Below are 21,144 nucleotides of genomic sequence, written 5' to 3'. Positions count from 1 at the left end.
CTTTCGCCACACGGTCGGAGCATTCATCTGGGGGAGAAGCGAAGGCCCCGGTGCCGCAGGCTGGGTGGGGGCTGTTAATCTGCGGCACCGGGGTAGCGTCTTCGCTATGGAGACAATATCCTGCCGAATCCCGGCGAGATCGCGGAGCCTGACGGGTTTTCGGAAGGTAATTTTGCGGCGGAAACCGGGCAGAGCTTGATTTGCACGGCCCGGGGCGGCACGCTGGCGCAATGAACGTCGTGCCGCCCACCCCGGTCCGCCAGGCCCGCGCTCAGGAGCAGGTCGCCTTCGACCGGACAGAACTCGGTGTCATTCTCGCCCTCTACGGCCGGATGGTGGCGGCCGGCGAATGGCGCGACTACGGAATTTCCTGCCTGCGCGAGGTGGCGGTCTTCTCGATCTTCCGGCGCACGGCCGAGCACCCGCTCTACCGCATCGAGAAGCGGCCCAAGCTGCGGAACCGGCAGGGGATGTACGCCGTGATCGGCATGGACGGACAGATCCTCAAGCGCGGGCACGAGTTGAAGAGCGTTCTGCGCGTCCTCGAGAAGAAGCTGATCCGGGCGGTCGACTAGGGCCGCCGATGCGCGGTCAGCGGGCCGTCGCCCGCCGCCTCGATCCGCGCGAGCGCGTCAACGATACGCTCGTAGGCAACCGACATCGTATGCGCGTTGGCGTGGATCAGGACCTCCGGCTCGACGACCAGCGCGACATGACCCTTCCAGAACAGCAGATCGCCGCGTTCGGGGGGCGTCCCATCGGGGAGGGGGGGGGCCAGGGCGCGCTCCTGCTGGTCGCTGTCGCCCGGACAGGCGCGCCCGCAGGCGAGGAACGCGGCCTGCACGAGCCCCGAGCAATCGATCCCCCAGATCGCGTTCCCGCCCCAGAGATAGGGCGCGCCGAAGAACAGCTGGGCGACGGTCACCGGGTCGGCGAAGGGCGCGTTCGCCGGGCGCAGGTGCGGCTTGGGCACGAACCAGCCCTCGGCGGTTTCGAAAAAGCCGCCACTGGCCGAGACGACGCGCAGGCGCGAGCCGAAGCTGAGCGCCATGTGCTCGGGCCGCTTGAGGTCGGGGGCGGAATAGGCGTGGGTCGCGGGGACGGCGACGATATGGGTGGGCTCGGGCGCGGCGTCGGACAGCGCGTCGGCGGGCAGGTAGCCCACGAAGCCGTCGCGCGCGGCCCAGCCGAAGGCATGGCCCTCGTGCAGATCCAGCACCTCGAACGCCTCGCCCAACAGCAATTGCCGTTCGCGCGGGCCGCCGGGGGCGCGCATCAGGTCGGCGAGCGGGCGGGTCAGGCGGTGGCGTACGGGTTCCACGAAGCGCTCGGCGCTCACCTGCCCGGCCAGATGGGCGGCGGCGACGCGCCCGTTGGCGGGCGTCTCGCGGCGGTCCCCGGTCACAGGCCCAGCGCGTCGGGCAGCGCGCCCAGGATCGCCCGGGCCCCCTGGCCGGTGCCGCCCTTCGGCCGGGCGGGCGCATCCGAGGGCTGCCAGCCGTAGATGTCGAAATGGGCATAGCGCGCCCCGGCGGTAAAGCGCCGCAGGAAAAGCGCGGCGGTGATCGAGCCGGCGAATCCGTTCTTCGGCGCGTTGTCGAGATCGGCGATGCCCGGCTCGATCATCGCTTCGTATGGCGCGTGGAAGGGCATCCGCCAGGCCGGGTCGGCGCCGCGCTCCCCGGCCTCGGACAACGCACCGGCGAGCGCCTCGTCATCGGTGTAGAAGGGCGCAATATCGGGGCCGACCGCGACCCGCGCCGCCCCGGTCAGCGTGGCCATCGAGATCATGAGGTCGCTGTCTTGCTCGGCCGCCAGCGCCAGCGCGTCGGCCAGGACCAGCCGTCCCTCGGCATCGGTGTTGTTGATCTCGACGGTCAGCCCGTTGCGCGCGGTCAATATGTCCTGCGGGCGGAAGGAGGTGGCCGACACGCTGTTCTCGACCGCCGGGATCAGCACGCGCAACCGAAGCGGCAGGCCCAGCGCCATGATCGTCTCGGCAAGGCCCAGCACCGTTGCCGCCCCGCCCATGTCCTTCTTCATCAGCCCCATCGAGGAGGCCGGCTTTAGGTTCAGCCCGCCGGTGTCGAAACAGACGCCCTTGCCGACCAGCGTCAGGCGCGGACCGCCGTAGCCCCAGGTCAGTTCGATCAGCCGCGGCGCCTGCGGCCCGGCCCGGCCGACCGCATGGATCAGCGGGAAGTTCTGCGACAGAAGGTCCTCGCCGCGCACCGCGCGCGCCGTCGCCCCATGGCGCGCGGCCAGCGCGAAGGCAGCCTGCTCCAGCGCCTCGGGCCCCATGTCCGAGGCCGGCGTGTTGATCAGGTCGCGGGTCAGCACCTCGCCGGCCGCAACGGCCTCGACCCGCGCGGCGTCGATCCCGGAAGGCGCCTGGAACGCGGCCCGGACAGGGCCTTGGTCGCGGTATCGGTCGAACCGGTAGCCCGACAGCAGCAGGCCCAGCGCCTCGGCCTCCAGGGCCGCGCCTTCGAGGTCCGTTTCAAGGCGCCAGATGCCCGCGGGCAGGCGGCCAGCCACCCCGGCCAGGTGAAACCGCCCGCGCGCCCGGGCCGGCGCGGCGCCATACCCTGCGACGGCACCGGCAAGCCCGCCCGCCGGGTCGGGCAGCACCGCCAACTCGCCCAGCCCCGCGCCGAAGCCGTTTGCCTTGAGCCAGGCAGCCTCGTGCGGCGGGCGCGCCGTGCGCCAGTCGTCAAGCGCGGACTCGTCTACGACGTGGAACGGCAGCGCGGCGGTGTCGGGCGCGGCGAAACGGGGGGGCATGGGCGGCGGTTCCTCCGGACAGGTTGCGGGGTTGCCCCGACCCTATCGGGTTCCGCCGCCCCCGCAAGCGGGATCAACCGGAGCGGTGCTGAAGCTCTGCCGCGATGCGCACCGAGCGCAGTGCAAGCCGCCGGAGCCGCGCCATCGTGGCCGATATCGCGGTCGCATCCCCGGACTGGACCGCATACGAGACGCCCCGCGCGGCCAGCGACAGGCTGTCGAGACCGAGCGACTCGCCCAACGTGCGAATCTGCCCTGCAAGATCGATGCAGTCGCCGGGGCGCACCTGCGAGGAGGCGAGGTCGAGCCCCTCCATCAATTCCTCGAGGCGCCCGACGGAAAGCGCGACAAGATGCGCCGCCCGGACCTCGCCCAGATCGACGAACATATCGGCCAGACGGTCGGAATCCACTTTCAACGGCTCGTCATGGCACAACACAACTACTCGGGACACACGCACCCTCCGATAACGGCACCACCACACCTGCGCCAAGCCTCGGCCTTTTGGGTCAAGAAAGCGTTGAACGCAAAAGCGGAAATGTCTCGAATTCCTCGCAAATGCGCTTTATGCAGCCGCGGACACACGGAGAGCCCCATGCAGCACGCCCGCCCGCTTCCGCAGTATCTCGCCCAGCGCTACCATGGCTGGAAGGCGACGACGCATGCCGAGAACAAGGCGTGGTATCGGCGCCTTGCCGCCGAGGGGCAGCGGCCGCGAGCGATGATCATCTCGTGCTGCGATTCGCGGGTGCACGTGACCTCGATCTTCGGCGCGGACGAGGGCGAGTTCTTCATCCACCGCAACATCGCCGGGCTCGTGCCCCCCTACGCGCCCGACGGCGACCATCACGGCACCTCGGCGGCCGTCGAATACGCCGTCACCGTGCTCAAGGTCGCGAACCTGCTGGTCGTCGGCCATTCGCACTGCGGCGGCATCCGCGGCTGCCACGACATGTGCGCCGGGAACGCGCCGCAACTCGAGGACAAGTCCAGCTTCATCGGCCGCTGGATGGACATATTGCGCCCCAGCTACGATCGGATGGCCAATATCGGCGACGAGGCCGCCCGGCTGGAAGCGATGGAGAAGGACGCCGTGCTGGTCTCGCTCGGGAACCTGATGAGCTTCCCGTTCGTTCAAAGCGCGGTCGAGGCCGAGGAGTTGACCCTGCACGGGCTCTGGAACGATATCGGCGAGGGCGCGGTGGAGTGCTATGACGCAGAGAGCGACCGGTTCGTGCCGGTCTGAGGCGGGCCGGGGCGGCCCGACTTCCGGGGATGATCGCGAACGGGGGGCGCGGTGGGCGAGATACTGAACCTTGCGGCGGGCAACCTGCTATCGCCGATCATCCTGAGCTTCGCGCTGGGCGTGGCGGCGGCGCTGGCGCGATCCGACCTGACCGTGCCCGAGGCCGCGGCGAAGGCGCTGTCGATCTACCTGCTGTTCGCCATCGGCTTCAAGGGCGGCGCGGGCGTCGCCGCGCACGGGATGGACGCGACGCTGGTCTTCGCGCTGCTGGCCGGGCTGGTCCTGTCAGCCGGGATTCCCTTCGTCGCCTATGCGCTCCTGCGCGCGATGACACGGCTCGGCCCGGTCGATGCCGGCGCGGTCGCGGGCCATTACGGCTCGATCTCGATCGTGACCTTCGTCGCGGCCACGTCAGTCCTGACCAGCCAGGGCATCGCGTCCGAGGGGTTTATGGTCGCCGTCGCCGCGATCATGGAGGCCCCCGCGATCCTCGCCGCGCTCTGGCTGGTGATGCGCCAGGGCGGGCAGACGGACATGGAGGCCGGGCTTTGGCGCGAAATCCTGCTGAACGGCTCGATCGTTCTGCTGCTGGGCGCGTTCCTGATCGGCTGGATCACCGGGCCTGCAGGGCTGGCCGAGATCGAGAGCTTCATCGTCGCGCCCTTCAAAGGTGTCTTGTGCCTGTTCCTGCTGGACATGGGTCTGGTCGCGGGCCGCAGCCTGCGCCAGAGCCGGGGCGTCATCACGCCCGGGCTGCTGGCCTTCGGGGTCCTGATGCCGCCCATCGGCGCGCTGATCGGCCTGGGGCTGGGGCTCCTGCTCGGGCTCAGCCTGGGCGGGGTGGTGCTGTTGATGACGCTGGCGGCCTCGGCCTCCTACATCGCGGTGCCCGCGGCAATGCGCGTGGCGCTGCCCGAGGCGAATCCGTCGATCTATCTCACGCTGTCGCTCGGGATCACCTTCCCGTTCAACCTGACGCTGGGCATCCCGCTCTACCTGGCGGCGGCGCGCCTTGCTACCGGAGGATAGCCGCATGCAGACCCATGCCGCGAAACGGGTGGAGATCATCATCGAGGCGCCGATGGAGCGCCGTCTCAGGAGCGCGCTGCACAAGGCCGGCGTGACCGGCTACACGGTGCTGCCGGTGCTCGGCGGATCGGGCCGGTCGGGCACCTGGAGCCGCGAGGGCCAGGTGAGCGCGGCCGGCGGCATGGTGGCGGTGGTCTGCCTGATCCGGCCCGACCGGCTGGACGGCCTGCTGGAGGCCGCCTTCGACGTGGTCGACCGCCATATCGGGGTGGTCTCGATCACCGATTGCGAGGTGTTGCGCGCCGAACGGTTCTAGGGCCGCGCCGCCTCTTCGCGGATGATCCGGGCGATCAGCGCGCAATCGTGTTCCAAGAAGGTCAGCGGCAGGCGCATGTCGATGAGCGTGGCCAGAACCCGGTCGGTCTGCGGCAGGGGGTCGGGGTCGGCATAGGCCCAATGCGCATAGCGCGACGTGAAGCCCGCCGGCCGGTCGGCACCGAACCACTTGAGCTCCACGCCGCGGCTGGCGCAGCGCGACAGGAACGCCTCGATCCGCGCCGCTGTCCAGTCCGGCACCCGGAACTGGAACGACGAGCCGACATAGGCCTCGTCCTGCGGCCGGTCGATCAGCGCGACGCCCGGCGCCCCCCGCAGCCCCGCCTCCATGGCACCGTAGAGGCGGTTCCAGCGCGCGACCCGGGCAGGCAGGTCCGCGAGTTGCGGGCGCAGGATCGCGGCGCGCAGGTTGTCCATCCGGCCCGAAACGTTCGGGACCTCGCCGGTCAGCGCCTCGAACGCCTCCGCCGGGGGCGCCGCGCGGTGACGATCGTAAAGCATGTAAGAGCCCGACAGCAGGATCGCGCGGGCCATCAGCGCGGCATCGTCGCTGACGATCAGCCCGCCCTCGCCGGAATTGATGTGCTTGTAGGTCTGGGTGGAATAGCAGCCGATGGCACCGTGCCGCCCGGACGGCACCCCGGCCCAGGCCGCGCCCATCGTGTGTGCGCAATCCTCGATCACCGCCACGCCAAGCCGATCGCAAAGCGCCGTCAGGGCGTCCATGTCGCAGATATGCCCGCGCATGTGGCTGAGCATCAGCACCTTCGCCCCGGTCTCGACGGCGCGCGTCTCGAGGTGGTCAAGGTCGATCACCAGCGCCTCGGTCGTCTCGACGAAGACGGGCCGCGCGCCGAGGCTCGCGATGGCGCCGGGCACCGGCGCCAGCGTGAAGGCGTTGGTCAGAACCGGATCGCCGGAGCCCACCCCCAAGGCCCGCAGGGCACAGGACAGCGCGTAGCCCCCCGACGCGACCGCCAGGCAATAGCGCCCGTCCGTGAAAGCCGCGAACTCCTCTTCCAGGAGCGCAACCTCGCCCGCCTCTCCGGGCGCGAGGTTGTAACGGTGCAGCCGCCCGTGGCGCATCACCTCCTCGGCTGCGGCGATGGCCTCCTCGGACAGCGGCTCCTGCTGGGTGAAACTGCCCGCGAAGCGCTCGGTCATTCCGCGGCCTCGCGCGGGATCAGCCGTTCGGCCAGCGCGTGCAACTCGTCGAAGTCGCCCATCAGCGCATCGGGCTTCAATCCCGGCATCGCCGCAGCCGCCGGTCCGAACGTCACCAGAACACACGGCACGCCCGCCGCGCGTGCCGTTTCCCGGTCGGTCTCCGAATCGCCGACGAGAATCGACCGCGGGACATCCCCGCCCGCCCGCTCGACGGCCGCGCGGTAGGGCGCGGAGGCGGGCTTGCGCACCGGCAGCGTGTCCGCGCCCACGAGAGAATCGAACAACTCCCGCACGCCGAGACGGCCCAGCAACACCTCTGCCAGCCCCTCGGGCTTGTTGGTGCAGATGCCCACCGCGTAGCCCGCCCGCCGCAACCGCTCAACCGCCGCGCGGGCGCCGGGGTAAAGCACCGTGTGCCGGTCGATGTTGCGTGCGTAGTGGTCGAGGAACACGGGATACTGTATGGTGACGATGTCCTCGTCGGCCGCGCTGCCCAGGCGTTCGTGCGCGAGGCGCAGCATCGCGCGACCGCCGCGAAACGCGGTTGTCGCATCTGTCACCGGATCGAGCGGCAGGCCAAGGCCGACTTCCTCGAAACAGGCATTCGCCGCGGCAATCAGGTCGCGGCTGGTGTCGGCCAGCGTGCCGTCGAGATCGAATATGACCGTGCGCATCCCCACTCCCTGCGCGAACCGCCGCCCACGCTGAAACACGTCGAAACGCCAAGTGACCCGGGCGCCCGTTGCGAACATGCAGAACCGCGATAAAAGGGAAGCGGCAAAAAGGAAAGAGCAGAGGGACATGCCGACAGCTCTGATCATCCTCGCCGCGGGCCAGGGCACGCGGATGAATTCCGACCGGCCCAAGGTGCTGCACGAGGTGGCCGGCGCACCGCTGCTGGCCCATGCAATGGCCGCCGCCGACGCGCTGTCCGCCGAGCGGACGGTGATCGTCGCCGGCCATGGCGCCGAAGCCGTGCAGTCCGCGGCGCTCGCCGTCGATCCCGAGGTGCTGCTGGCCGTGCAGGCCGAACAGCTTGGCACCGCCCATGCGGTGGCGCAGGCGGCCGCCGCGCTGGAGGGATTCGAGGGCGACGCGATCGTCCTGTATGCCGATACCCCCTTCATCCGGCCCGGAACGCTGGCGGCCATGGCCGAGGCGCGGGCGCGGCATTCGGTGGTGGTGCTGGGCTTCGAACCGGCCGACCCCGACCGCTACGGCCGTCTGGTGATGGCGGGCGACACGCTCGACCGGATCGTCGAGTTCAAGGACGCAAGCGCCGCCGAACGGGCGATACCGCTGTGCAACTCCGGTGTGATCGCGGCCGATTGCCGGCTCATGTTCGAACTGATCGCCGAGGTCGGCAACGACAATGCCGCGGGCGAATACTACCTCACCGACATCGTGGGGCTCGCCCGAGCGCGCGGGTTGTCGGCGGGCGTCGTCGTCTGCGACGAGACCGAGACGCTCGGCGTCAACTCCCGCGCCGACCTCGCGCGGGCCGAGGACGCGTTCCAGGCCCGCGCCCGCGCAGAGGCGCTGGACAAGGGGGTGACGCTTGTCGCGCCCGACACGGTGTACTTCGCCAGCGACACGATTGTCGGGCGCGATGCCGTGATCGAGCCCTACGCGATGTTCGGCCCCGGCGTCACGGTGGAATCCGGCGCCCGTATCCGCGCGTTCTCGCATCTCGAAGGCTGCCACGTCAGCCGTGGCGCGGTGGTCGGTCCCTACGCACGGCTCCGGCCGGGGGCCGAACTGTCCGAGGATGTGCGCGTGGGCAATTTCGTCGAGGTGAAGAACGCGCAGATCGCCGAGGGGGCCAAGGTCAATCACCTGAGCTACATCGGCGACGCCACGATCGGCGCGGCGGCGAATATCGGCGCCGGCACCATCACCTGCAACTATGACGGCGTGTTCAAGCACCGGACCGAGATCGGCGCGCACGCCTTCATCGGGTCGGACACGATGCTGGTGGCGCCCGTGTCGGTGGGCGCCGAGGCGATGACGGCCAGCGGCTCGGTCATCACCGGCAACGTGCCGGACGGGGCATTGGCGCTGGGGCGCGCACGGCAGGAAAACAAACCCGGCCTCGCGCGCAAGCTGTTCGACAGATTGCGGGCTCAAAAGGCCGAACGGAAAAGAGATTGAATTCATGTGCGGAATTGTTGGAATCCTTGGCACGCACGAGGTTTCGCCCTCCCTGGTCGAGGCGCTCAGACGGCTGGAATACCGCGGCTATGACAGCGCGGGACTTGCCACGGTGAACGACGGCCGGCTCGACCGGCGCCGGGCGGTGGGAAAGCTCGTGAACCTCTCGGACCTTCTGGTCCACGACCCCCTGCCCGGCAAGGCCGGCATCGGCCACACGCGCTGGGCCACCCATGGCGCGCCGACCGTCGCCAACGCCCATCCGCACCGCGCGGGCCGCGTTGCCGTCGTCCATAACGGCATCATCGAGAATTTCCGGTCGCTCCGCGACGAGATGGTCGCCGCCGGGGCGGGCTTTGAAAGCGACACCGACACCGAGACGGTGGCCCACCTGGCGCAGTCCTATCTCGAAGCCGGGCTGCCGCCGCGCGAGGCGGCGGAAAAGACCCTCGCCCGGCTGGAGGGCGCGTTCGCGCTGCTGTTCCTCTTCGAGGGCGAAGAGGACCTGATGATCGCCGCGCGCCGCGGCAGTCCGCTTGCCGTCGGCCATGGCGAGGGCGAGATGTTCGTGGGTTCCGACGCGATCGCGCTGGCGCCGCTGACCCACCGCATCACCTATCTGGAGGAGGGCGACCGCGCGATCGTCACCCGGGCCGGTGCTGCGATCTTCGATGCCGAGGGCCGCCCCGTCACCCGCGCGATCAAGACCATCGAGATGGATGCCGCCCGCGTCGAGAAGGGGGGCTACAAGCACTTCATGGCCAAGGAGATCGCCGAGCAGCCCGCCGTGCTGGGCGACGCGTTGCGCCACTACCTCACCGAGGACGACCGCATCGTCCTGCCCGAGGGCGCGATCGATTTCACGCGGGTCAGCCGGCTGACCATGGTCGCCTGCGGCACCGCCTTCTATGCCTGTCAGACGGCGAAATACTGGATCGAGCACCTCGCGGGCCTGCCGGTCGACGTCGATATCGCGTCCGAATTCCGTTACCGCGAGCCGCCGATCCCCGAGGGCACGCTGGCCGTTTTCGTCAGCCAGTCGGGCGAGACCGCGGACACCCTGGCCGCCCTGCGCTATTGCGCCGACAAGGCCGACCGCATCGTCTCGGTCGTCAACGTTCCCGAAAGCTCCATCGCGCGCGAAAGCGCGCTTGCCCTGCCGATCCATGCCGGCGCCGAGATCGGGGTGGCGTCCACCAAGGCGTTCACCTGCCAGCTGACGGTTCTTGCGCTTCTGGCGCTCGATGCGGCGCGGCAGCGCGGCCGGCTCGACGCGCCGGCGCTGGCAAACCACCTCGAAGACCTGCGCAGCATTCCGGGGCGGCTGAACGCGGCGATGGCGCTGCAGGACCGGATCGAGGCGGTCGCGCGCCGGTTGGCCGAGGCCGAGGACGTGCTGTTCCTCGGCCGTGGCGCAATGTATCCGCTGGCCTTGGAAGGGGCGCTGAAGCTCAAGGAAATCAGCTACATCCATGCCGAGGGCTATGCCAGCGGCGAACTCAAGCACGGCCCCATAGCGCTGGTGGACAAGACCGTGCCGGTGATCGTGATGGCGCCCCATGACCGGCTGTTCGAGAAGACGGTGTCGAACATGCAGGAGGTCATGGCGCGTGGCGGCAAGGTGCTCTTGATCACCGATGCCCGCGGCGCGGCCGAAGCGGGCGAAGGGGTCTGGGAAACGCTGGTGCTGCCCGAGGCGCCGGAATTGTTCGCGCCCATCCTCTACGCGCTGCCCGCCCAGCTGCTGGCCTATCACACGGCGGTGGCCAAGGGCACGGACGTGGACCAGCCCCGCAACCTCGCGAAATCCGTCACGGTGGAATGACGCCCGCGGCGGCGCTTGCCGCATTCGAAAGCCGCGCCGCCCCCGGCAAGGCTGCCGGGATGGCCGTCTATCACAAGGCGGCGCGGGTCTACCTCGGCGTCGCCAACCCCGAGATCGACGCGCTGGTCAGGGCGTGGCGGGCGGAGTGCACGCTGCAGGACCGGCTGGCGTTGGCAAGCGGGTTGTGGGACAGCGACATCCACGAGGCACGGATCGCGGCGGCGAAGCTGCTGACGCAGGCGCGCATCCGGCCCGACGACACGGGGGCATGGCGGCTGATCGCCTCCTGGGTGCCCGGGTTCGACGGCTGGGCGATCGCCGACCACGCCTCGATCGCAGGCCAGAAGCGATTGGTGGACGATCCCGCCCGGCTGGACGAGGTAGAGGGTTGGACCACTGCCGCGTCCATGTGGACCCGGCGCGCCGCGCTGGTGATGACCCTGCCCTGGGCCAAGACGCCGCACCCCAAACCCGCCGATCTGGCCATCCGCGAACGCGTCCTCGGCTGGGCGGCCGGCTATGTCGACGACCGCGCGTGGTTCATCCAGAAGGCGGTGGCCTGGTGGCTGCGCGGTCTCTCGAAACGGGACCCGGAGCGCGTGCGCGCCTTTCTCGACGCCCACGGCCCCGCCATGAAGCCCTTTGCCCGGCGGGACGCCGCTCGGCCGATGCGCTAACGCAGCACCTGCCCGTCCGGCCAAATCATGCGGTGAAACAGCGACACCTCGCGCGCCTCCCCGGCAGCGAGATCGAAGCGCCATTCCAGCACGCCGCGCTTGCCGTCCACATCCACCGCGTCCGGTGCCGGCTCCGCCTCCCAGGTGACTTTCAGGTCTTCCTGCTCGGAATGGGGCACCCGGTCCACCAGCCGCACCGGCCATGCCTCGCCGGTCAGGTTTTCCACCTCGATCCACACGTCCTCGACAACCTCGTTGCCGCTGCGGATCACGCCGCGGTCGCCCTCGGTCCGATTGCGCAGGATACGGCTCAGCCGCAGCCCCTCGACCGGGCCGAAGGCAAGTTCCGCGGCGTCGCCCGCCGGGATCAGGGACAGCGCCTGCCGGCCCACGAACCGGCCGTCGAGATAGAACATCGCCTCGTCCGTGGGCAGGATTACTTCGCCCGTGTCATTTGTGACCCCCGCAACGACGAACGCGGTGTCGTCCCAAAGCGGCGCGGCGCGGGCCGCGACCTCGGCCGCCAGTTCGGCGGTGCCCAGCGCAAGCCGCACCCGGTCGGCGCCGGCGGCGATATCGACCGGCTCGGGATAGACGTAACGCACCGAGATGGCATCCGCCTCGGGCCTGGCCTCGACCACAGGCGCCGGCGCGGGGGCGTCGGCGGCGATGCCGGCCATGCCCGAGCGGCGAAGCGGCAGGACCTCGTCGGGGTCGACGGCCCTTCGCCGGTCCGGGCGCACCTCGCTTGGGGCCAGCTGCCCGCTCGGGCGGGCCGTCGAGAGCGTGAGCGCGACCTGCCGCCAGTTCTCGCCCGTCTCCTGGCGGACGAAGGCGCCGCGCGCGATGGCAAGCCGGCCCTCCGCGCGGTTCAGCCGGATGTCGTAAACCGGAACCCAACCCGCCGCATCGACCGGGTGGCTGATCGTCAACTCCCCCGCTGCCGGTTCCGCCGCCGAGACCGAGACCGCAAGATAGGCGCGCTCTTCGGTTTCCGGCACCAACGCGGCCAGGGTCCGGCGCGCCTCTTCAAGCTCTTCGCGGACATCGTCCAGCGCGCGGTCCGCCGCGTCGGCACGCAACTCCGCCTCGTGGGCTTCGTTCAGCGCCGAAAGCGTCGTGCCCTTGATCATCGCCGAGAGTTCCAGAAGCGCGTCGGTCTCCGCTGGCAGCGGGCCGCCGTCGGCGCCGATCCGGCCAAGGAAATCCGCCCGCGCCTCGGCAGCGACCGCTTCCAGCCGGATCGTGCGCACCTCCGCCTCGCCCGACCGCAACCGGTCCTCGAGTTCCGCGACCTTGGCCTCGGCCGCCTCGACCACCGCGTCCTCGAGCGGCGAGCGGGGCGGCACGAAATCCGACCGCGTCGTGACGGCGCCAAGCGTGGCGCCGGCGACCGCGACGCGCACCTGCGCCAGCGGCGTGTCGCGCGGCAGGTCGGCTAGGATGAGCCGGTGCTGGCCCGCGGGCAGTTCGAACGGCACCTGCCGGGTAACCGTCGCGCCGTCGGGATAGACGGTCACCGCGGCCACCGCGGTTTCAAGCGGGATGTCGTCGGCCCAAAGGACCGTCGGGAAAAGGGCAAGGCACAGAACGAGCGCGCGCATCACTTCGGGCTCCGTTTGGGTCGCTGCACGCACGGTGCGTCATGCGTCCGCCGAAAGGCAAGGGCCAACTGCACCCAAGACAGCGCTCCGGCCGTTCGCCCCGCCGAAGCGCTGGCCGGGCGGCGCCCGCCCCCGGTCTCAGCCCTTCTTCAGAACGCGGCTGCCCAGGACCTCGGCGATCTGCACGGCGTTGAGCGCCGCCCCCTTGCGCAGGTTGTCGGACACGCACCACAGGTTCAGACCGTTATCGATGGTCGAATCCTGCCGGATGCGGCTGATGAAGGTCGCGAAATCGCCCACGCATTCCACCGGCGTCACGTAGCCGCCATCCTCGCGCTTGTCGACGACCATGATGCCCGGCGCCTCGCGCAGGATGTCGCGCGCCTCGTCCTCGTCGAGGAACTCCTCGAACTCGATATTGATCGCCTCGGCGTGGCCCACGAACACCGGCACCCGCACGCAGGTCGCGGTGACCTTAATCGAAGTATCCACGATCTTCTTGGTCTCGGCGACCATCTTCCACTCTTCCTTGGTGGTCCCGTCTTCCAGGAAAACGTCGATATGCGGGATCACGTTGAAGGCGATCTGCTTGGGATAGACCGAGGGTTCGACCTCGTCCACGGGGTTGTAGATCGCCTTGGTCTGGTTCCAGAGTTCGTCCATCGCGTCCTTGCCCGAGCCCGAGACCGACTGGTAGGTGGACACCACCACGCGCTTGATCTTCGCCCGGTCGTGGAGCGGTTTCAGCGCCACCACCATCTGCGCGGTCGAGCAGTTGGGATTGGCGATGATGTTCTTCTTGGCATAGCCCTCGACCGCCTCGGCGTTCACCTCCGGCACGATCAGCGGCACGTCCGGGTCGTAGCGGTAGAGCGAGCTGTTGTCGATGACCACGCAGCCCGCCTTGGCGGCCTTGGGCGCATACTCCTTCGTCGCGTCCGAGCCGATGGCGAACAGCGCGATGTCCCAGCCGGTGAAGTCGAACTGCGCCAGGTCCTGGGTCTTGAGCGTCTCGTCGCCGAAGCTGCACTCGGTGCCCAGCGAGCGGCGCGAGGCAAGTGCCACGATCTCGTCGACCGGGAACTGGCGCTCGGCCAGGATGTTCAGCATTTCGCGGCCCACGTTGCCCGTGGCGCCGACGACGGCGACCTTGTAGCCCATACGGATGGCTCCTGCGTCAGGCGGATTTACTGTCGGGCGGAGCCTTACAGCAAAGGCCGGGGCTGCGAAAGGGTCCTCAGGGGCGCGCGGCGGCCAGCTTCCGGGCGAGCGCCTCGGGGTCGATCACCACGCTTCCGTCGGGGCGTTCCTCCACCCTGGGGTAGTAGACGCGGTCGAGATAGCTCATGAAGGCGGCGCGCAGCGCGGGGTCAAAGGTCAGCCTGCCGGGCGCCGACAGCGCTTCGGCCAACAGGGTTTCGGACTGCGCGCAGGTCACCAGGCCGGGGATCGCGAAGAACGCCTCGCCCAGGACGATCACCGGCTTGTCGTGGAAGAACGCCTGAAGCCCCATCGAGGAATTGACGGTGATGACCCCCCGCGCCGCGCGCAGTTGCGCGAAGCTGTCGGTCGCGTTGTCGACGACCAGCCGCCCGCCGCTTTCCGCGACCGCCCGCTCCAGCGGATCGGCCAGAGACTGCCGCGCAGAGGGGTGTTCCTTGAGCCGGACATGCCAGCCCGCGGGCAGGCGGCGGGCCGCCCGGCCAAGCGCCGCGATCATCCCCTCTAAGCTGCCCGCCCAACCCGAGAACAGGGTGATCTGGCTGTCGTTCGGCACCTGCAGGGGCACGAACAGGAAATCACCCGCCCCGGCGAGGGCCTCGTCCCCGGCCTGCCCCACATCGGCCCGGCGCGAGGCGCGCGCGGTCAGACCTTCGCCCAGCGCGCGCCAGGTCTCGCCGGGGGGGGGCGTCTCGGTCTCGGCCCAGTCCAGGTAGAAGCGCGGATCGCGCGGCAGGCCGTTCTGCGCATTCACGCCCGCCGGGTCCAGCGTCACCCGGCCCGGAAACGGCGCGAGCTCGGCATAGAGCCGCCCGGCGCCCGCATCCCGCGCGCCCTCCATGAAGGCGCGGCGCGACCCGGTCAGGCCGTTCCAGCAGACCGCGACCCGGTCGGGATGACGGGTGAAGTAGCGCCGCGACCAGTTGTATTGCGCCTCGATCAGCGCGCGTTTCAGCACCCGGCCGCTCTTGCCTTTCGGCTGGCGCTTGGCCACGGCAAGCGCCTCGGCGGCCCGCCTCCGGCTCTCGGGGAAGCCGCGGAAGGACAGCCCGATCACGGCCAGCCGCACGCCACCGTCCGCGCCCCGGGCGACCGCGCGGAAGATCGCGTCCTTTTTCCGGTTCCAGCCGGCGAGCCAGGCAATCATGTCGGCCGCGTCCCCCCGCGTGTCGGTGCCGCGGCCGGGGCGCGCAGGGGCGCATCGGTCGTATCGAACTGCATGCCGGCTCTCCGTCGGGCCGCGGCGGCATCCCGCGCGCTTTGCGTGGCTCGGCATAGCGCATTACCGGGCGGTCCGGAAAGAGGCCTCGACATCGGTGGCCGGGGCCATGCGCCCCCCGAAACGCCCTGTGGCGCTCCATGGCGACCCGGGCCGCGACGGGCGCGGGCTCAGCGCGCGAAACAGCGCGGGCGCTCGCCGAAGCCGGAAGGCGAACAGATGTAGCTGCCGCGGCCATGGCGGCTGTCGAGCCGCGCCGCCTGGACCTTGCGCGCCTGGCGGCTTTGCGCCGAAAGCCGCCTGGCCTCGGGCGCGAGCCACAGCCGCACGGAGGCCCCGACGACGGCCGGACGCTGGACTGCCGGGCGCTCGGCCACGGCCGGCGCCACCGTACCGATGAAACCCGCCGTCGCGACGGCGGCAAGAGCCGCCACACCGGCCTTGGCCGGTCGTTTTCTCTCAAGGGGCATGAGACCTGTCCCTGCGTTGTCGGAACTCGTGTCGCCCTTCTGAGCCGTCAGCCCACCGACGGGCACGATGCGCGCGCCGGTCCGAAGGCTGGGATGCGGTCACCGTCCGAAAGAGCCTTGGTCATTCTGAGGCAAGCGTGGGGCAAAAACGAGGCCGCCCGACCGGGCGCGCGTCGTGGCGCGGAGGATCGCCGAGAGCCGCCCGGCCCTCGGCGGGTGCTTGCCGCCGGGGGACTCACATCTGCCTAGTCGTCGAGCACCCGTGCGTCGAACTTCCAGTTCGGCAGGCCGTAGCCGTCGGGCCAGGGATGGACTTCCTTCTGGTTGAAGTAGACCACGGCGACGAGGTTCGGAAATTCGGGGTAGACCACGCGCACATCGCCGTTCCACGCGTCGACGTAGTCCTGGCTTCCCGAGTAGCCGAGTTCCGCCACCACGACGGGTTTGCCGAAGGGCTCCACCCGCGCGTATCGGGGGGCGAGAATGTCGGTGTAGGATTGGGCGCGCCCGACGATCTCTTCTTCCCACGGCTCCAGGCCGAAGACCGACAGCCCGACGATATCGACATAGTCGTCACCGGGATAATAGTCCTCCAGTTCCTCATGGCCGAGCGGCGACCACATGAAATTCACGTCCGGCGCCTGCGCGCGGCAGACATCGACCATGCGCCGATAGGCCGCGGTCCAGGTCTCGGGCTCCCAGTCGGCCCAGATGAACTGGCCGCTTTCATCCTCCATCTCCTGGGCCCAACGCACCGTGACCGGGCTCTCGAAGAGGTTCAGCACCGCGCAGATCGAGGCCATGTACCGGTCGTAGGCGCCCGAGGCGATTCCTTCCTGCAAGGCTTCGGCGGTGTTGCGTTCGCTGCGGTTCCAGGTCCAGGGCTCGATCGTGGCAAGGATCGACCGGCCGCGCTCCAGCGCATAGGCGTCGGCCTCGACGAGGCTCGGCAGGAACACGTCCTCCCACGGCAGGAACAGGTGTTCGATGGTGACCTCGGGATCGTCGGCGAAGGCCCCGTCGGGATCGTAGACCCCGAAGGGCAAGTCGCCCGGCGGCGCGGACTCGGCCAGGGCGGCGGCCGGCAGGGCAAGGGTGGCGGCGAGAACGGCTGCGATCTTCGGCATGTGTGCCATGGTCCAGTCCTTATTTCACGGGCGGTTCCCAGTCACGGCGCGTGAAGGGAAGGTCGAGCGAGTAATGCATGGCCTTGCCGCCGCCCTGGCCCGCGCCGGAGACCAGGAATTCGACCTTGGTGAACTGATAGGGACCGAGCCCGGCCGAGAGGTAGTGCACGCTCTGCATGCCCCGCAGCCAGCCCGCCGCAACCATCAGCCCCGCGATCCCGACCGTCGCCGCCACCTGCGGCCCGTAGACGCGCAGATTCGACAGCAGGTCCACGCCGTTCTCCCAGATATGATGCATGATCGCGACGGCGAGAACGGCCAGGTAGAGCACTGCGTTGAAAAGACACAGCAGGTAGAAGCCGGCGGCGTTCTCGCAGTCGTCGACGATCAACACGGGCAGGATGCAGACCGCCGCGATCACCGCGTAGGGCGCCACCACCCGCAAGGGCAGCTTGGCCGTGGCCGACGCGCCCTTCGGCGTGATCCGGAAATCGACGAAGCGCCCGGTCACGCTGTCGCGCACCGCCATCAGGCAGCCCCAGAGCACCCAGGGCCATTGCGCGCATTGAAAGAGCGCCTTTTCCCAGCCGATGACCTTGGCGTCGGTGGGCCGGAACAGCCCGTCGGCCTTGAGCTGATAGGCGATCAGCACGAAGGCCAGCACCACCGGCAGGCTGTGGGCGATGAAGGCGGGATATGTGACATCCGCATAGCGCATGTCGAACAGAACGGCGCTCACGGGAACCAGCGTGGTCGCCAGCATGAACAGCGCGAACATCGGATACCAGAGCTGCGAGAACAGGAACTGGAACTTGAGGACCGGCCCGAGACCTCGGAAATAGCGCGGCGTATGGCGCAGCAGCAGCGTCACCAGGCTGCGCGACCACTGGAATTCCTGGGTCAGCATGTCGGAGAAGGTCACCGGCCCGTCGCCGATGGCGATCGCGTCGAAGGCATGCACGCCGCGCCAGCCATGGGCGTTCATCATCATCGAGGTGGAGTGGTCCTCGGCCAGTTCCGGGCCCAGCCCGCCGATCTCGCGCAAGGCCCGCGTCCGCACCGCGTAATGCGAGCCGATGCACATCGGCGCCCAGCCGTTGGAATAGCCCGCCTGCAGGATGCCGTGGAACATGCCCTCGTGGTGCAGCCGCATCCGCGCCGCCCAGCTTTCGCGTTCGTTGCGCGCGCAGATCGACGGCGCGCTGACATAGCCGACGCGCGGGTCTAGGAACGGTCGCAGGACCTCGCGCAGGTAGCCGGGCTGCGGCACGTGGTCGGCATCGAGCTGCGAGACGAAGTCGTACCGGTCGTAGCCGAACTGGTCATAGAAGAAGGCGAGGTTGCCCTCCTTGCAGCGGGTGCGCCGCGGCCATTCCGCCCGGTGATAGTCGGCCCGGCCCTTACGGGTCGAGACCTTCACGCCGTTGGCCGCGCACCAGGCCAGCGTGTCGGGCGCGGGGTCCTCGTCGGCAAGCCAGGTGTCGTGCGGGAAATCCTGCGCCAGCATCCCCTCCAGCGTGCGGCGCACCACCTCGAAGGGCTCGGCGGGGCTTTTCGTCACCACCACCGCGACGCGCGGGCTGCCGAGCCCGGAGAGATCGCCCACAGGCCGCACCGCGCGCAGCATCGCGTTCAGGAAGTAGAGCTGGAGGAACATGATCCAGCCCACCGCCAGCGTGATGATCCCGTAGCGGACCCAACCGATGTTGTGCTCCGGCTGGAACCACCAGGACCAGAAGTAAAGCACGGTCGCCGCCCAGAGCAGGACCGAGGCGCGGTAGCGCCACGTCATCGCCGGGCTGTAGACCGGCACGCACCGAGGCCCGGCAAGGCCCATGGCGGCGGTCTCACCGCGCATGCGCATCGGCGAGCATCCTGCCCGGGACCCGCGCCGCCGGCCGGGCCGCGGGACCGATCCCGATGGGCCCCGTGCCGGAGGCGCGCGCGCCCCCGCGGCCGGCTTCCGGCCACCGCGCTTCCGGGGGCCGGCCCGCCAGACCGCCCCGGCCGTGCGCAGCCCGACGACCTTGCCCGGGGGAAGGTGGCGGCCTGCGCGACAGGCACCCGTGCGGTGGCTTGGTCGTTTGCAGCCTCATTCCCCGGTCTTGCCCTGGTGCACGAGCTCGGCGAAATACGCGATCGACCGATCGAGCCCCTCACCCAGGCCAACCGTCGGCGTCCAGTCGAGAATGTGCCGGGCACGCGAGATATCCGGGCGCCGCTGCTGCGGGTCGTCCTCGGGCAGCGGGCGGAACACCAGCCCGGAGGCCGATCCGGTCTTGGCAAGCACCATCTCGGCCAGGTCCAGCACCGTGAACTCGGCCGGATTGCCGAGGTTCACGGGCCCTTGGCAACTCGCCGGCGCCGCCATTAGGCGCACCAGCCCCTCGACCAGATCGTCGATATAGCAGAACGACCGGGTCTGCTCGCCGCTGCCGTAGATGGTCAGCCGCGCGCCGGTGAGGGCCTGGACGATGAGGTTCGAGACCACGCGGCCATCGTCGCGCGCCATTCGCGGACCGTAGGTATTGAAGATGCGCGCGATCCGCGTGTCGACGCCGCGCTCGTGGCGATAGTGGTAGAACAGCGTCTCGGCGCCCCGTTTGCCCTCGTCATAGCAGGCCCGGGGGCCCATGGTGTTGACGTTGCCGAAATAGGTTTCGGGCTGCGGGCTCCGATCGGGGTCGCCATAGATTTCGGAGGTCGACGCCTGAAGGATGCGCGCGCCCTGCGCGGCGGCCAGCTCCAGCACGTTCATCGCGCCGAGAACGTTGGTCCTGAAGGTGCGGATCGGGTCGCGGCCGTACTGGGCGGGCGAGGCCGGACAGGCGAGATTGTAGATCTCCGACACCGGCTCGCCCGGGTCGAAGGGCATTTCGACATCGTGCCGCACGAAGCGGAAGGACTCGCGGCCCACCAGATGGGCAATCCTCTCCAGGTTGCCGGTTGCAAGATTGTCGACGCAGATGACCCGCACCCCGTCCGCACTCAGCCGATCGCAGAGATGCGAGCCGATGAACCCGGCCCCACCCGTTACCAATACAGTCTTTTCCGGCATCCATCGCTCCCCGACTTGCGGCGCGACTATGTCACCATGCGCAACGCAAGACTAGGCGAAGCCACGACACGGAACGCTAAACGTGCCCGCGTCGTGCATTTTCGCATCAATCCCAAGTTGCGAGGCGGATTGTCCTAGACTCGCATGGTACGGGGCAGCGCCACGAGGTGGTTGTCCCACTGGCAGCGATGGTCGCGATTCCAGCGTCCGCCCTCGGGGCCGGCGAGCGAGACGCGCCCGCTTCCCGCACTCGTCAGCACACCGTCCGCCGCCTCGGCCAGACCGCAGATGTCCGGGCCAAGGAACGTGCCGACATGCCGGCCGCTTGCCGTGTCGAAGAACTGCGCCCGGCCGCCCCGCGGCGAAGAGATCGCGACCTGCCCCGTGGCGGGGGACAGCGCGATGCTGCCGGCATAGCCCTCCATCGCGCGCTGCTCCGCGCCTTCGGCCACCAGCAGTCGCACCGCCTCGTCCCGGCGGTGGAGGCCGACAAGCGGTGGCGCCTCGGCCAGGTCGCCCTGCCACTGCATCGCGAAGCCCACCAGCCCGTCCGCTCCGACCGCGAGATGCCGTATGGAATTGCGGTGCAGCTCGGGCGGCAGTTCGACCGTCTCGCGCGGCCGACCGTCGAGCCCCATATAGGCGAGGTTCGGACGCATCAGGGGAATGTTCAGCTTCGCCCGCCCCGAGTCGGGGTGGGTCTCGATCCCGCCATTTGCGACGACCAGCGTTTCGCCGTCGGGCATCAGCCGGATCTCGTGGGGGCCGACACCGCCCGACTCGAACTCGCCTACCCGGACATAGCCGGCGCGCGTGTCCCGGACACCGATGACGCCGCGCGCCGCCTCGTAGTCGTTCTCGGGCGTGAACAGCAGCGCGCCATCGGCCGAAAACGCGCCATGGCCATAGAAATGCCGGCCCGGCGCCGCCTCCAGCCGGGCGCGCACCGCGCCGGTCACGCAATCGACCACAACCGCGAAGGTCCCCGGCCGGCGCGCGAAGGCGACGGCCTCGGGCCGGTGGGGGTGGGCCGCGGCCGCGTGTCCGCGATCCGGCAGCGGCACGTCGAACAGCGCCTCGCCCGCCGCCGACAGCCCGAACAGCGCGTAGCTGCCATCGGGGCGGCGCGCGGCGCCGAGATAGGCGGGGTCGCCCGCCTCCGCCCAGGTCGGTCTGGGAGCGAGGCCCGTGGCCACCAGGCCGGCCAGGAATCCGCGGCGCGTGGTCATC

Annotated in this window: 20 protein-coding genes; 7 read left to right on the top strand and 13 right to left on the bottom strand. The window is 69.8% G+C overall.

All coding sequences use genetic code 11. From position 1 onward, the window contains the following. Window positions 1-230 precede the first annotated feature (230 nt). The gene (locus tag BUR28_RS14585; protein ID WP_074220782.1) at window positions 231-575 is read left to right on the top strand and encodes a DUF2794 domain-containing protein; all 345 of its coding nucleotides are present in this window, start codon (window positions 231-233) and stop codon (window positions 573-575) included. Here BUR28_RS14585 and BUR28_RS14580 read toward each other — a convergent pair. From BUR28_RS14580 to BUR28_RS14570, 3 genes are all read right to left on the bottom strand, one after another. Then, a complete protein-coding gene (locus BUR28_RS14580; protein WP_074220781.1) occupies window positions 572-1,405 on the bottom strand; it encodes a C40 family peptidase in 834 nt (277 codons plus the stop codon). The genes BUR28_RS14585 and BUR28_RS14580 overlap by 4 nt on opposite strands. After that, window positions 1,402-2,784, bottom strand: a complete 1,383-nt coding sequence (locus BUR28_RS14575; protein WP_074220780.1) for a leucyl aminopeptidase family protein — start codon at window positions 2,782-2,784, stop codon at window positions 1,402-1,404. The genes BUR28_RS14580 and BUR28_RS14575 overlap by 4 nt, the downstream gene beginning before the upstream one ends. Before the next feature lie 73 nt (window positions 2,785-2,857). Then, window positions 2,858-3,202, bottom strand: coding sequence for a hypothetical protein (locus BUR28_RS14570; protein WP_175566954.1), 345 nt, complete (start codon window positions 3,200-3,202; stop codon window positions 2,858-2,860). Between the two features lie 177 nt (window positions 3,203-3,379). On the opposite strand from BUR28_RS14570, the gene BUR28_RS14565 reads away from it, so the two are divergent. From BUR28_RS14565 to BUR28_RS14555, 3 genes are read left to right on the top strand one after another with little or no spacing between them, the layout of a single operon-like run. Further along, complete coding sequence (locus BUR28_RS14565; RefSeq protein WP_074220778.1) at window positions 3,380-4,030, top strand: carbonic anhydrase; 651 nt, start codon at window positions 3,380-3,382, stop codon at window positions 4,028-4,030. A 51-nt stretch (window positions 4,031-4,081) separates the two neighbouring features. After that, window positions 4,082-5,059, top strand: a complete 978-nt coding sequence (locus tag BUR28_RS14560) for a sodium-dependent bicarbonate transport family permease (RefSeq protein WP_074220777.1) — start codon at window positions 4,082-4,084, stop codon at window positions 5,057-5,059. Window positions 5,060-5,063: 4 nt separating this feature from the next. Beyond that, window positions 5,064-5,375 carry a P-II family nitrogen regulator gene (locus BUR28_RS14555; RefSeq protein WP_074220776.1) on the top strand — a complete coding sequence of 104 codons (312 nt, stop codon included), beginning with the start codon at window positions 5,064-5,066 and terminating at the stop codon, window positions 5,373-5,375. Here the strand turns inward: BUR28_RS14555 and BUR28_RS14550 are convergent. Both BUR28_RS14550 and BUR28_RS14545 read right to left on the bottom strand, forming a co-directional pair. Beyond that, a complete protein-coding gene (locus BUR28_RS14550; RefSeq protein ID WP_074220775.1) occupies window positions 5,372-6,559 on the bottom strand; it encodes a DegT/DnrJ/EryC1/StrS family aminotransferase in 1,188 nt (395 codons plus the stop codon). The two genes, BUR28_RS14555 and BUR28_RS14550, sit on opposite strands and share 4 nt — an antisense overlap. Continuing rightward, window positions 6,556-7,236, bottom strand: a complete 681-nt coding sequence (locus tag BUR28_RS14545; protein WP_074220774.1) for an HAD-IA family hydrolase — start codon at window positions 7,234-7,236, stop codon at window positions 6,556-6,558. Before BUR28_RS14545 ends, BUR28_RS14550 begins: the two co-directional genes overlap by 4 nt. A gap of 127 nt (window positions 7,237-7,363) precedes the next feature. On the opposite strand from BUR28_RS14545, the gene glmU reads away from it, so the two are divergent. The 3 genes from glmU to BUR28_RS14530 are packed head-to-tail and all read left to right on the top strand — an operon-like array spanning window position 7,364 to window position 11,215. Beyond that, window positions 7,364-8,713 carry a bifunctional UDP-N-acetylglucosamine diphosphorylase/glucosamine-1-phosphate N-acetyltransferase GlmU gene (gene glmU, locus BUR28_RS14540; RefSeq protein ID WP_074220773.1) on the top strand — a complete coding sequence of 450 codons (1,350 nt, stop codon included), beginning with the start codon at window positions 7,364-7,366 and terminating at the stop codon, window positions 8,711-8,713. Between the two features lie 4 nt (window positions 8,714-8,717). Continuing rightward, window positions 8,718-10,538: a glutamine--fructose-6-phosphate transaminase (isomerizing) gene (gene glmS, locus BUR28_RS14535; RefSeq protein ID WP_074220772.1), complete on the top strand. Its 1,821-nt coding sequence runs from the start codon at window positions 8,718-8,720 to the stop codon at window positions 10,536-10,538. Beyond that, window positions 10,535-11,215: a DNA alkylation repair protein gene (locus BUR28_RS14530; RefSeq protein WP_074220771.1), complete on the top strand. Its 681-nt coding sequence runs from the start codon at window positions 10,535-10,537 to the stop codon at window positions 11,213-11,215. The genes glmS and BUR28_RS14530 overlap by 4 nt, the downstream gene beginning before the upstream one ends. On the opposite strand, the gene BUR28_RS14525 is transcribed toward BUR28_RS14530, so the two are convergent. From BUR28_RS14525 to BUR28_RS14490, 8 genes are all read right to left on the bottom strand, one after another. Next, the gene (locus tag BUR28_RS14525) at window positions 11,212-12,819 is read right to left on the bottom strand and encodes a DUF4139 domain-containing protein (protein ID WP_074220770.1); all 1,608 of its coding nucleotides are present in this window, start codon (window positions 12,817-12,819) and stop codon (window positions 11,212-11,214) included. The two genes, BUR28_RS14530 and BUR28_RS14525, sit on opposite strands and share 4 nt — an antisense overlap. Before the next feature lie 138 nt (window positions 12,820-12,957). Next, the gene (locus tag BUR28_RS14520) at window positions 12,958-13,980 is read right to left on the bottom strand and encodes an aspartate-semialdehyde dehydrogenase (RefSeq protein ID WP_074220769.1); all 1,023 of its coding nucleotides are present in this window, start codon (window positions 13,978-13,980) and stop codon (window positions 12,958-12,960) included. 76 nt (window positions 13,981-14,056) lie between these two features. Then, window positions 14,057-15,187 carry a capsular polysaccharide export protein, LipB/KpsS family gene (locus tag BUR28_RS14515; RefSeq protein WP_074220768.1) on the bottom strand — a complete coding sequence of 377 codons (1,131 nt, stop codon included), beginning with the start codon at window positions 15,185-15,187 and terminating at the stop codon, window positions 14,057-14,059. Window positions 15,188-15,429: 242 nt separating this feature from the next. Beyond that, window positions 15,430-15,729 (bottom strand): hypothetical protein, encoded by a 300-nt coding sequence (locus BUR28_RS14510; RefSeq protein WP_074220767.1) that lies wholly within the window; start codon window positions 15,727-15,729, stop codon window positions 15,430-15,432. 245 nt (window positions 15,730-15,974) lie between these two features. Next, window positions 15,975-16,865 (bottom strand): glycoside hydrolase family 26 protein, encoded by an 891-nt coding sequence (locus BUR28_RS14505; protein ID WP_074220766.1) that lies wholly within the window; start codon window positions 16,863-16,865, stop codon window positions 15,975-15,977. Between the two features lie 10 nt (window positions 16,866-16,875). Continuing rightward, a complete protein-coding gene (locus tag BUR28_RS14500) occupies window positions 16,876-18,720 on the bottom strand; it encodes a glycosyltransferase family 2 protein (RefSeq protein ID WP_074220765.1) in 1,845 nt (614 codons plus the stop codon). 228 nt (window positions 18,721-18,948) lie between these two features. Further along, complete coding sequence (locus tag BUR28_RS14495; RefSeq protein WP_074220764.1) at window positions 18,949-19,914, bottom strand: UDP-glucuronic acid decarboxylase family protein; 966 nt, start codon at window positions 19,912-19,914, stop codon at window positions 18,949-18,951. 134 nt (window positions 19,915-20,048) lie between these two features. Next, window positions 20,049-21,143 carry a DUF1513 domain-containing protein gene (locus tag BUR28_RS14490; protein ID WP_074220763.1) on the bottom strand — a complete coding sequence of 365 codons (1,095 nt, stop codon included), beginning with the start codon at window positions 21,141-21,143 and terminating at the stop codon, window positions 20,049-20,051. Between the last annotated feature and the right edge of the window lies 1 nt (window position 21,144).

Source organism: Rhodovulum sp. ES.010, assembly GCF_900142935.1.
Taxonomy (GTDB): domain Bacteria; phylum Pseudomonadota; class Alphaproteobacteria; order Rhodobacterales; family Rhodobacteraceae; genus Rhodovulum.
This window is presented reverse-complemented; position numbering and strand designations above follow the sequence as displayed.

What these genes read in the sequence shown, in the direction of transcription:
- BUR28_RS14585 (WP_074220782.1), top strand. Translation starts at nt 231, where the DNA reads ATGAACGTCGTGCCGCCCACCCCGGTCCGCCAGGCCCGCGCTCAGGAG.
- BUR28_RS14575 (WP_074220780.1), bottom strand. Translation starts at nt 2,784, where the DNA reads ATGCCCCCCCGTTTCGCCGCGCCCGACACCGCCGCGCTGCCGTTCCAC.
- BUR28_RS14565 (WP_074220778.1), top strand. Translation starts at nt 3,380, where the DNA reads ATGCAGCACGCCCGCCCGCTTCCGCAGTATCTCGCCCAGCGCTACCAT.
- BUR28_RS14555 (WP_074220776.1), top strand. Translation starts at nt 5,064, where the DNA reads ATGCAGACCCATGCCGCGAAACGGGTGGAGATCATCATCGAGGCGCCG.
- BUR28_RS14550 (WP_074220775.1), bottom strand. Translation starts at nt 6,559, where the DNA reads ATGACCGAGCGCTTCGCGGGCAGTTTCACCCAGCAGGAGCCGCTGTCC.
- BUR28_RS14545 (WP_074220774.1), bottom strand. Translation starts at nt 7,236, where the DNA reads ATGCGCACGGTCATATTCGATCTCGACGGCACGCTGGCCGACACCAGC.
- glmU (WP_074220773.1), top strand. Translation starts at nt 7,364, where the DNA reads ATGCCGACAGCTCTGATCATCCTCGCCGCGGGCCAGGGCACGCGGATG.
- glmS (WP_074220772.1), top strand. Translation starts at nt 8,718, where the DNA reads ATGTGCGGAATTGTTGGAATCCTTGGCACGCACGAGGTTTCGCCCTCC.
- BUR28_RS14530 (WP_074220771.1), top strand. Translation starts at nt 10,535, where the DNA reads ATGACGCCCGCGGCGGCGCTTGCCGCATTCGAAAGCCGCGCCGCCCCC.
- BUR28_RS14525 (WP_074220770.1), bottom strand. Translation starts at nt 12,819, where the DNA reads ATGCGCGCGCTCGTTCTGTGCCTTGCCCTTTTCCCGACGGTCCTTTGG.
- BUR28_RS14520 (WP_074220769.1), bottom strand. Translation starts at nt 13,980, where the DNA reads ATGGGCTACAAGGTCGCCGTCGTCGGCGCCACGGGCAACGTGGGCCGC.
- BUR28_RS14515 (WP_074220768.1), bottom strand. Translation starts at nt 15,187, where the DNA reads ATGATTGCCTGGCTCGCCGGCTGGAACCGGAAAAAGGACGCGATCTTC.
- BUR28_RS14510 (WP_074220767.1), bottom strand. Translation starts at nt 15,729, where the DNA reads ATGCCCCTTGAGAGAAAACGACCGGCCAAGGCCGGTGTGGCGGCTCTT.
- BUR28_RS14505 (WP_074220766.1), bottom strand. Translation starts at nt 16,865, where the DNA reads ATGGCACACATGCCGAAGATCGCAGCCGTTCTCGCCGCCACCCTTGCC.
- BUR28_RS14500 (WP_074220765.1), bottom strand. Translation starts at nt 18,720, where the DNA reads ATGCGCATGCGCGGTGAGACCGCCGCCATGGGCCTTGCCGGGCCTCGG.
- BUR28_RS14495 (WP_074220764.1), bottom strand. Translation starts at nt 19,914, where the DNA reads ATGCCGGAAAAGACTGTATTGGTAACGGGTGGGGCCGGGTTCATCGGC.
- BUR28_RS14490 (WP_074220763.1), bottom strand. Translation starts at nt 21,143, where the DNA reads ATGACCACGCGCCGCGGATTCCTGGCCGGCCTGGTGGCCACGGGCCTC.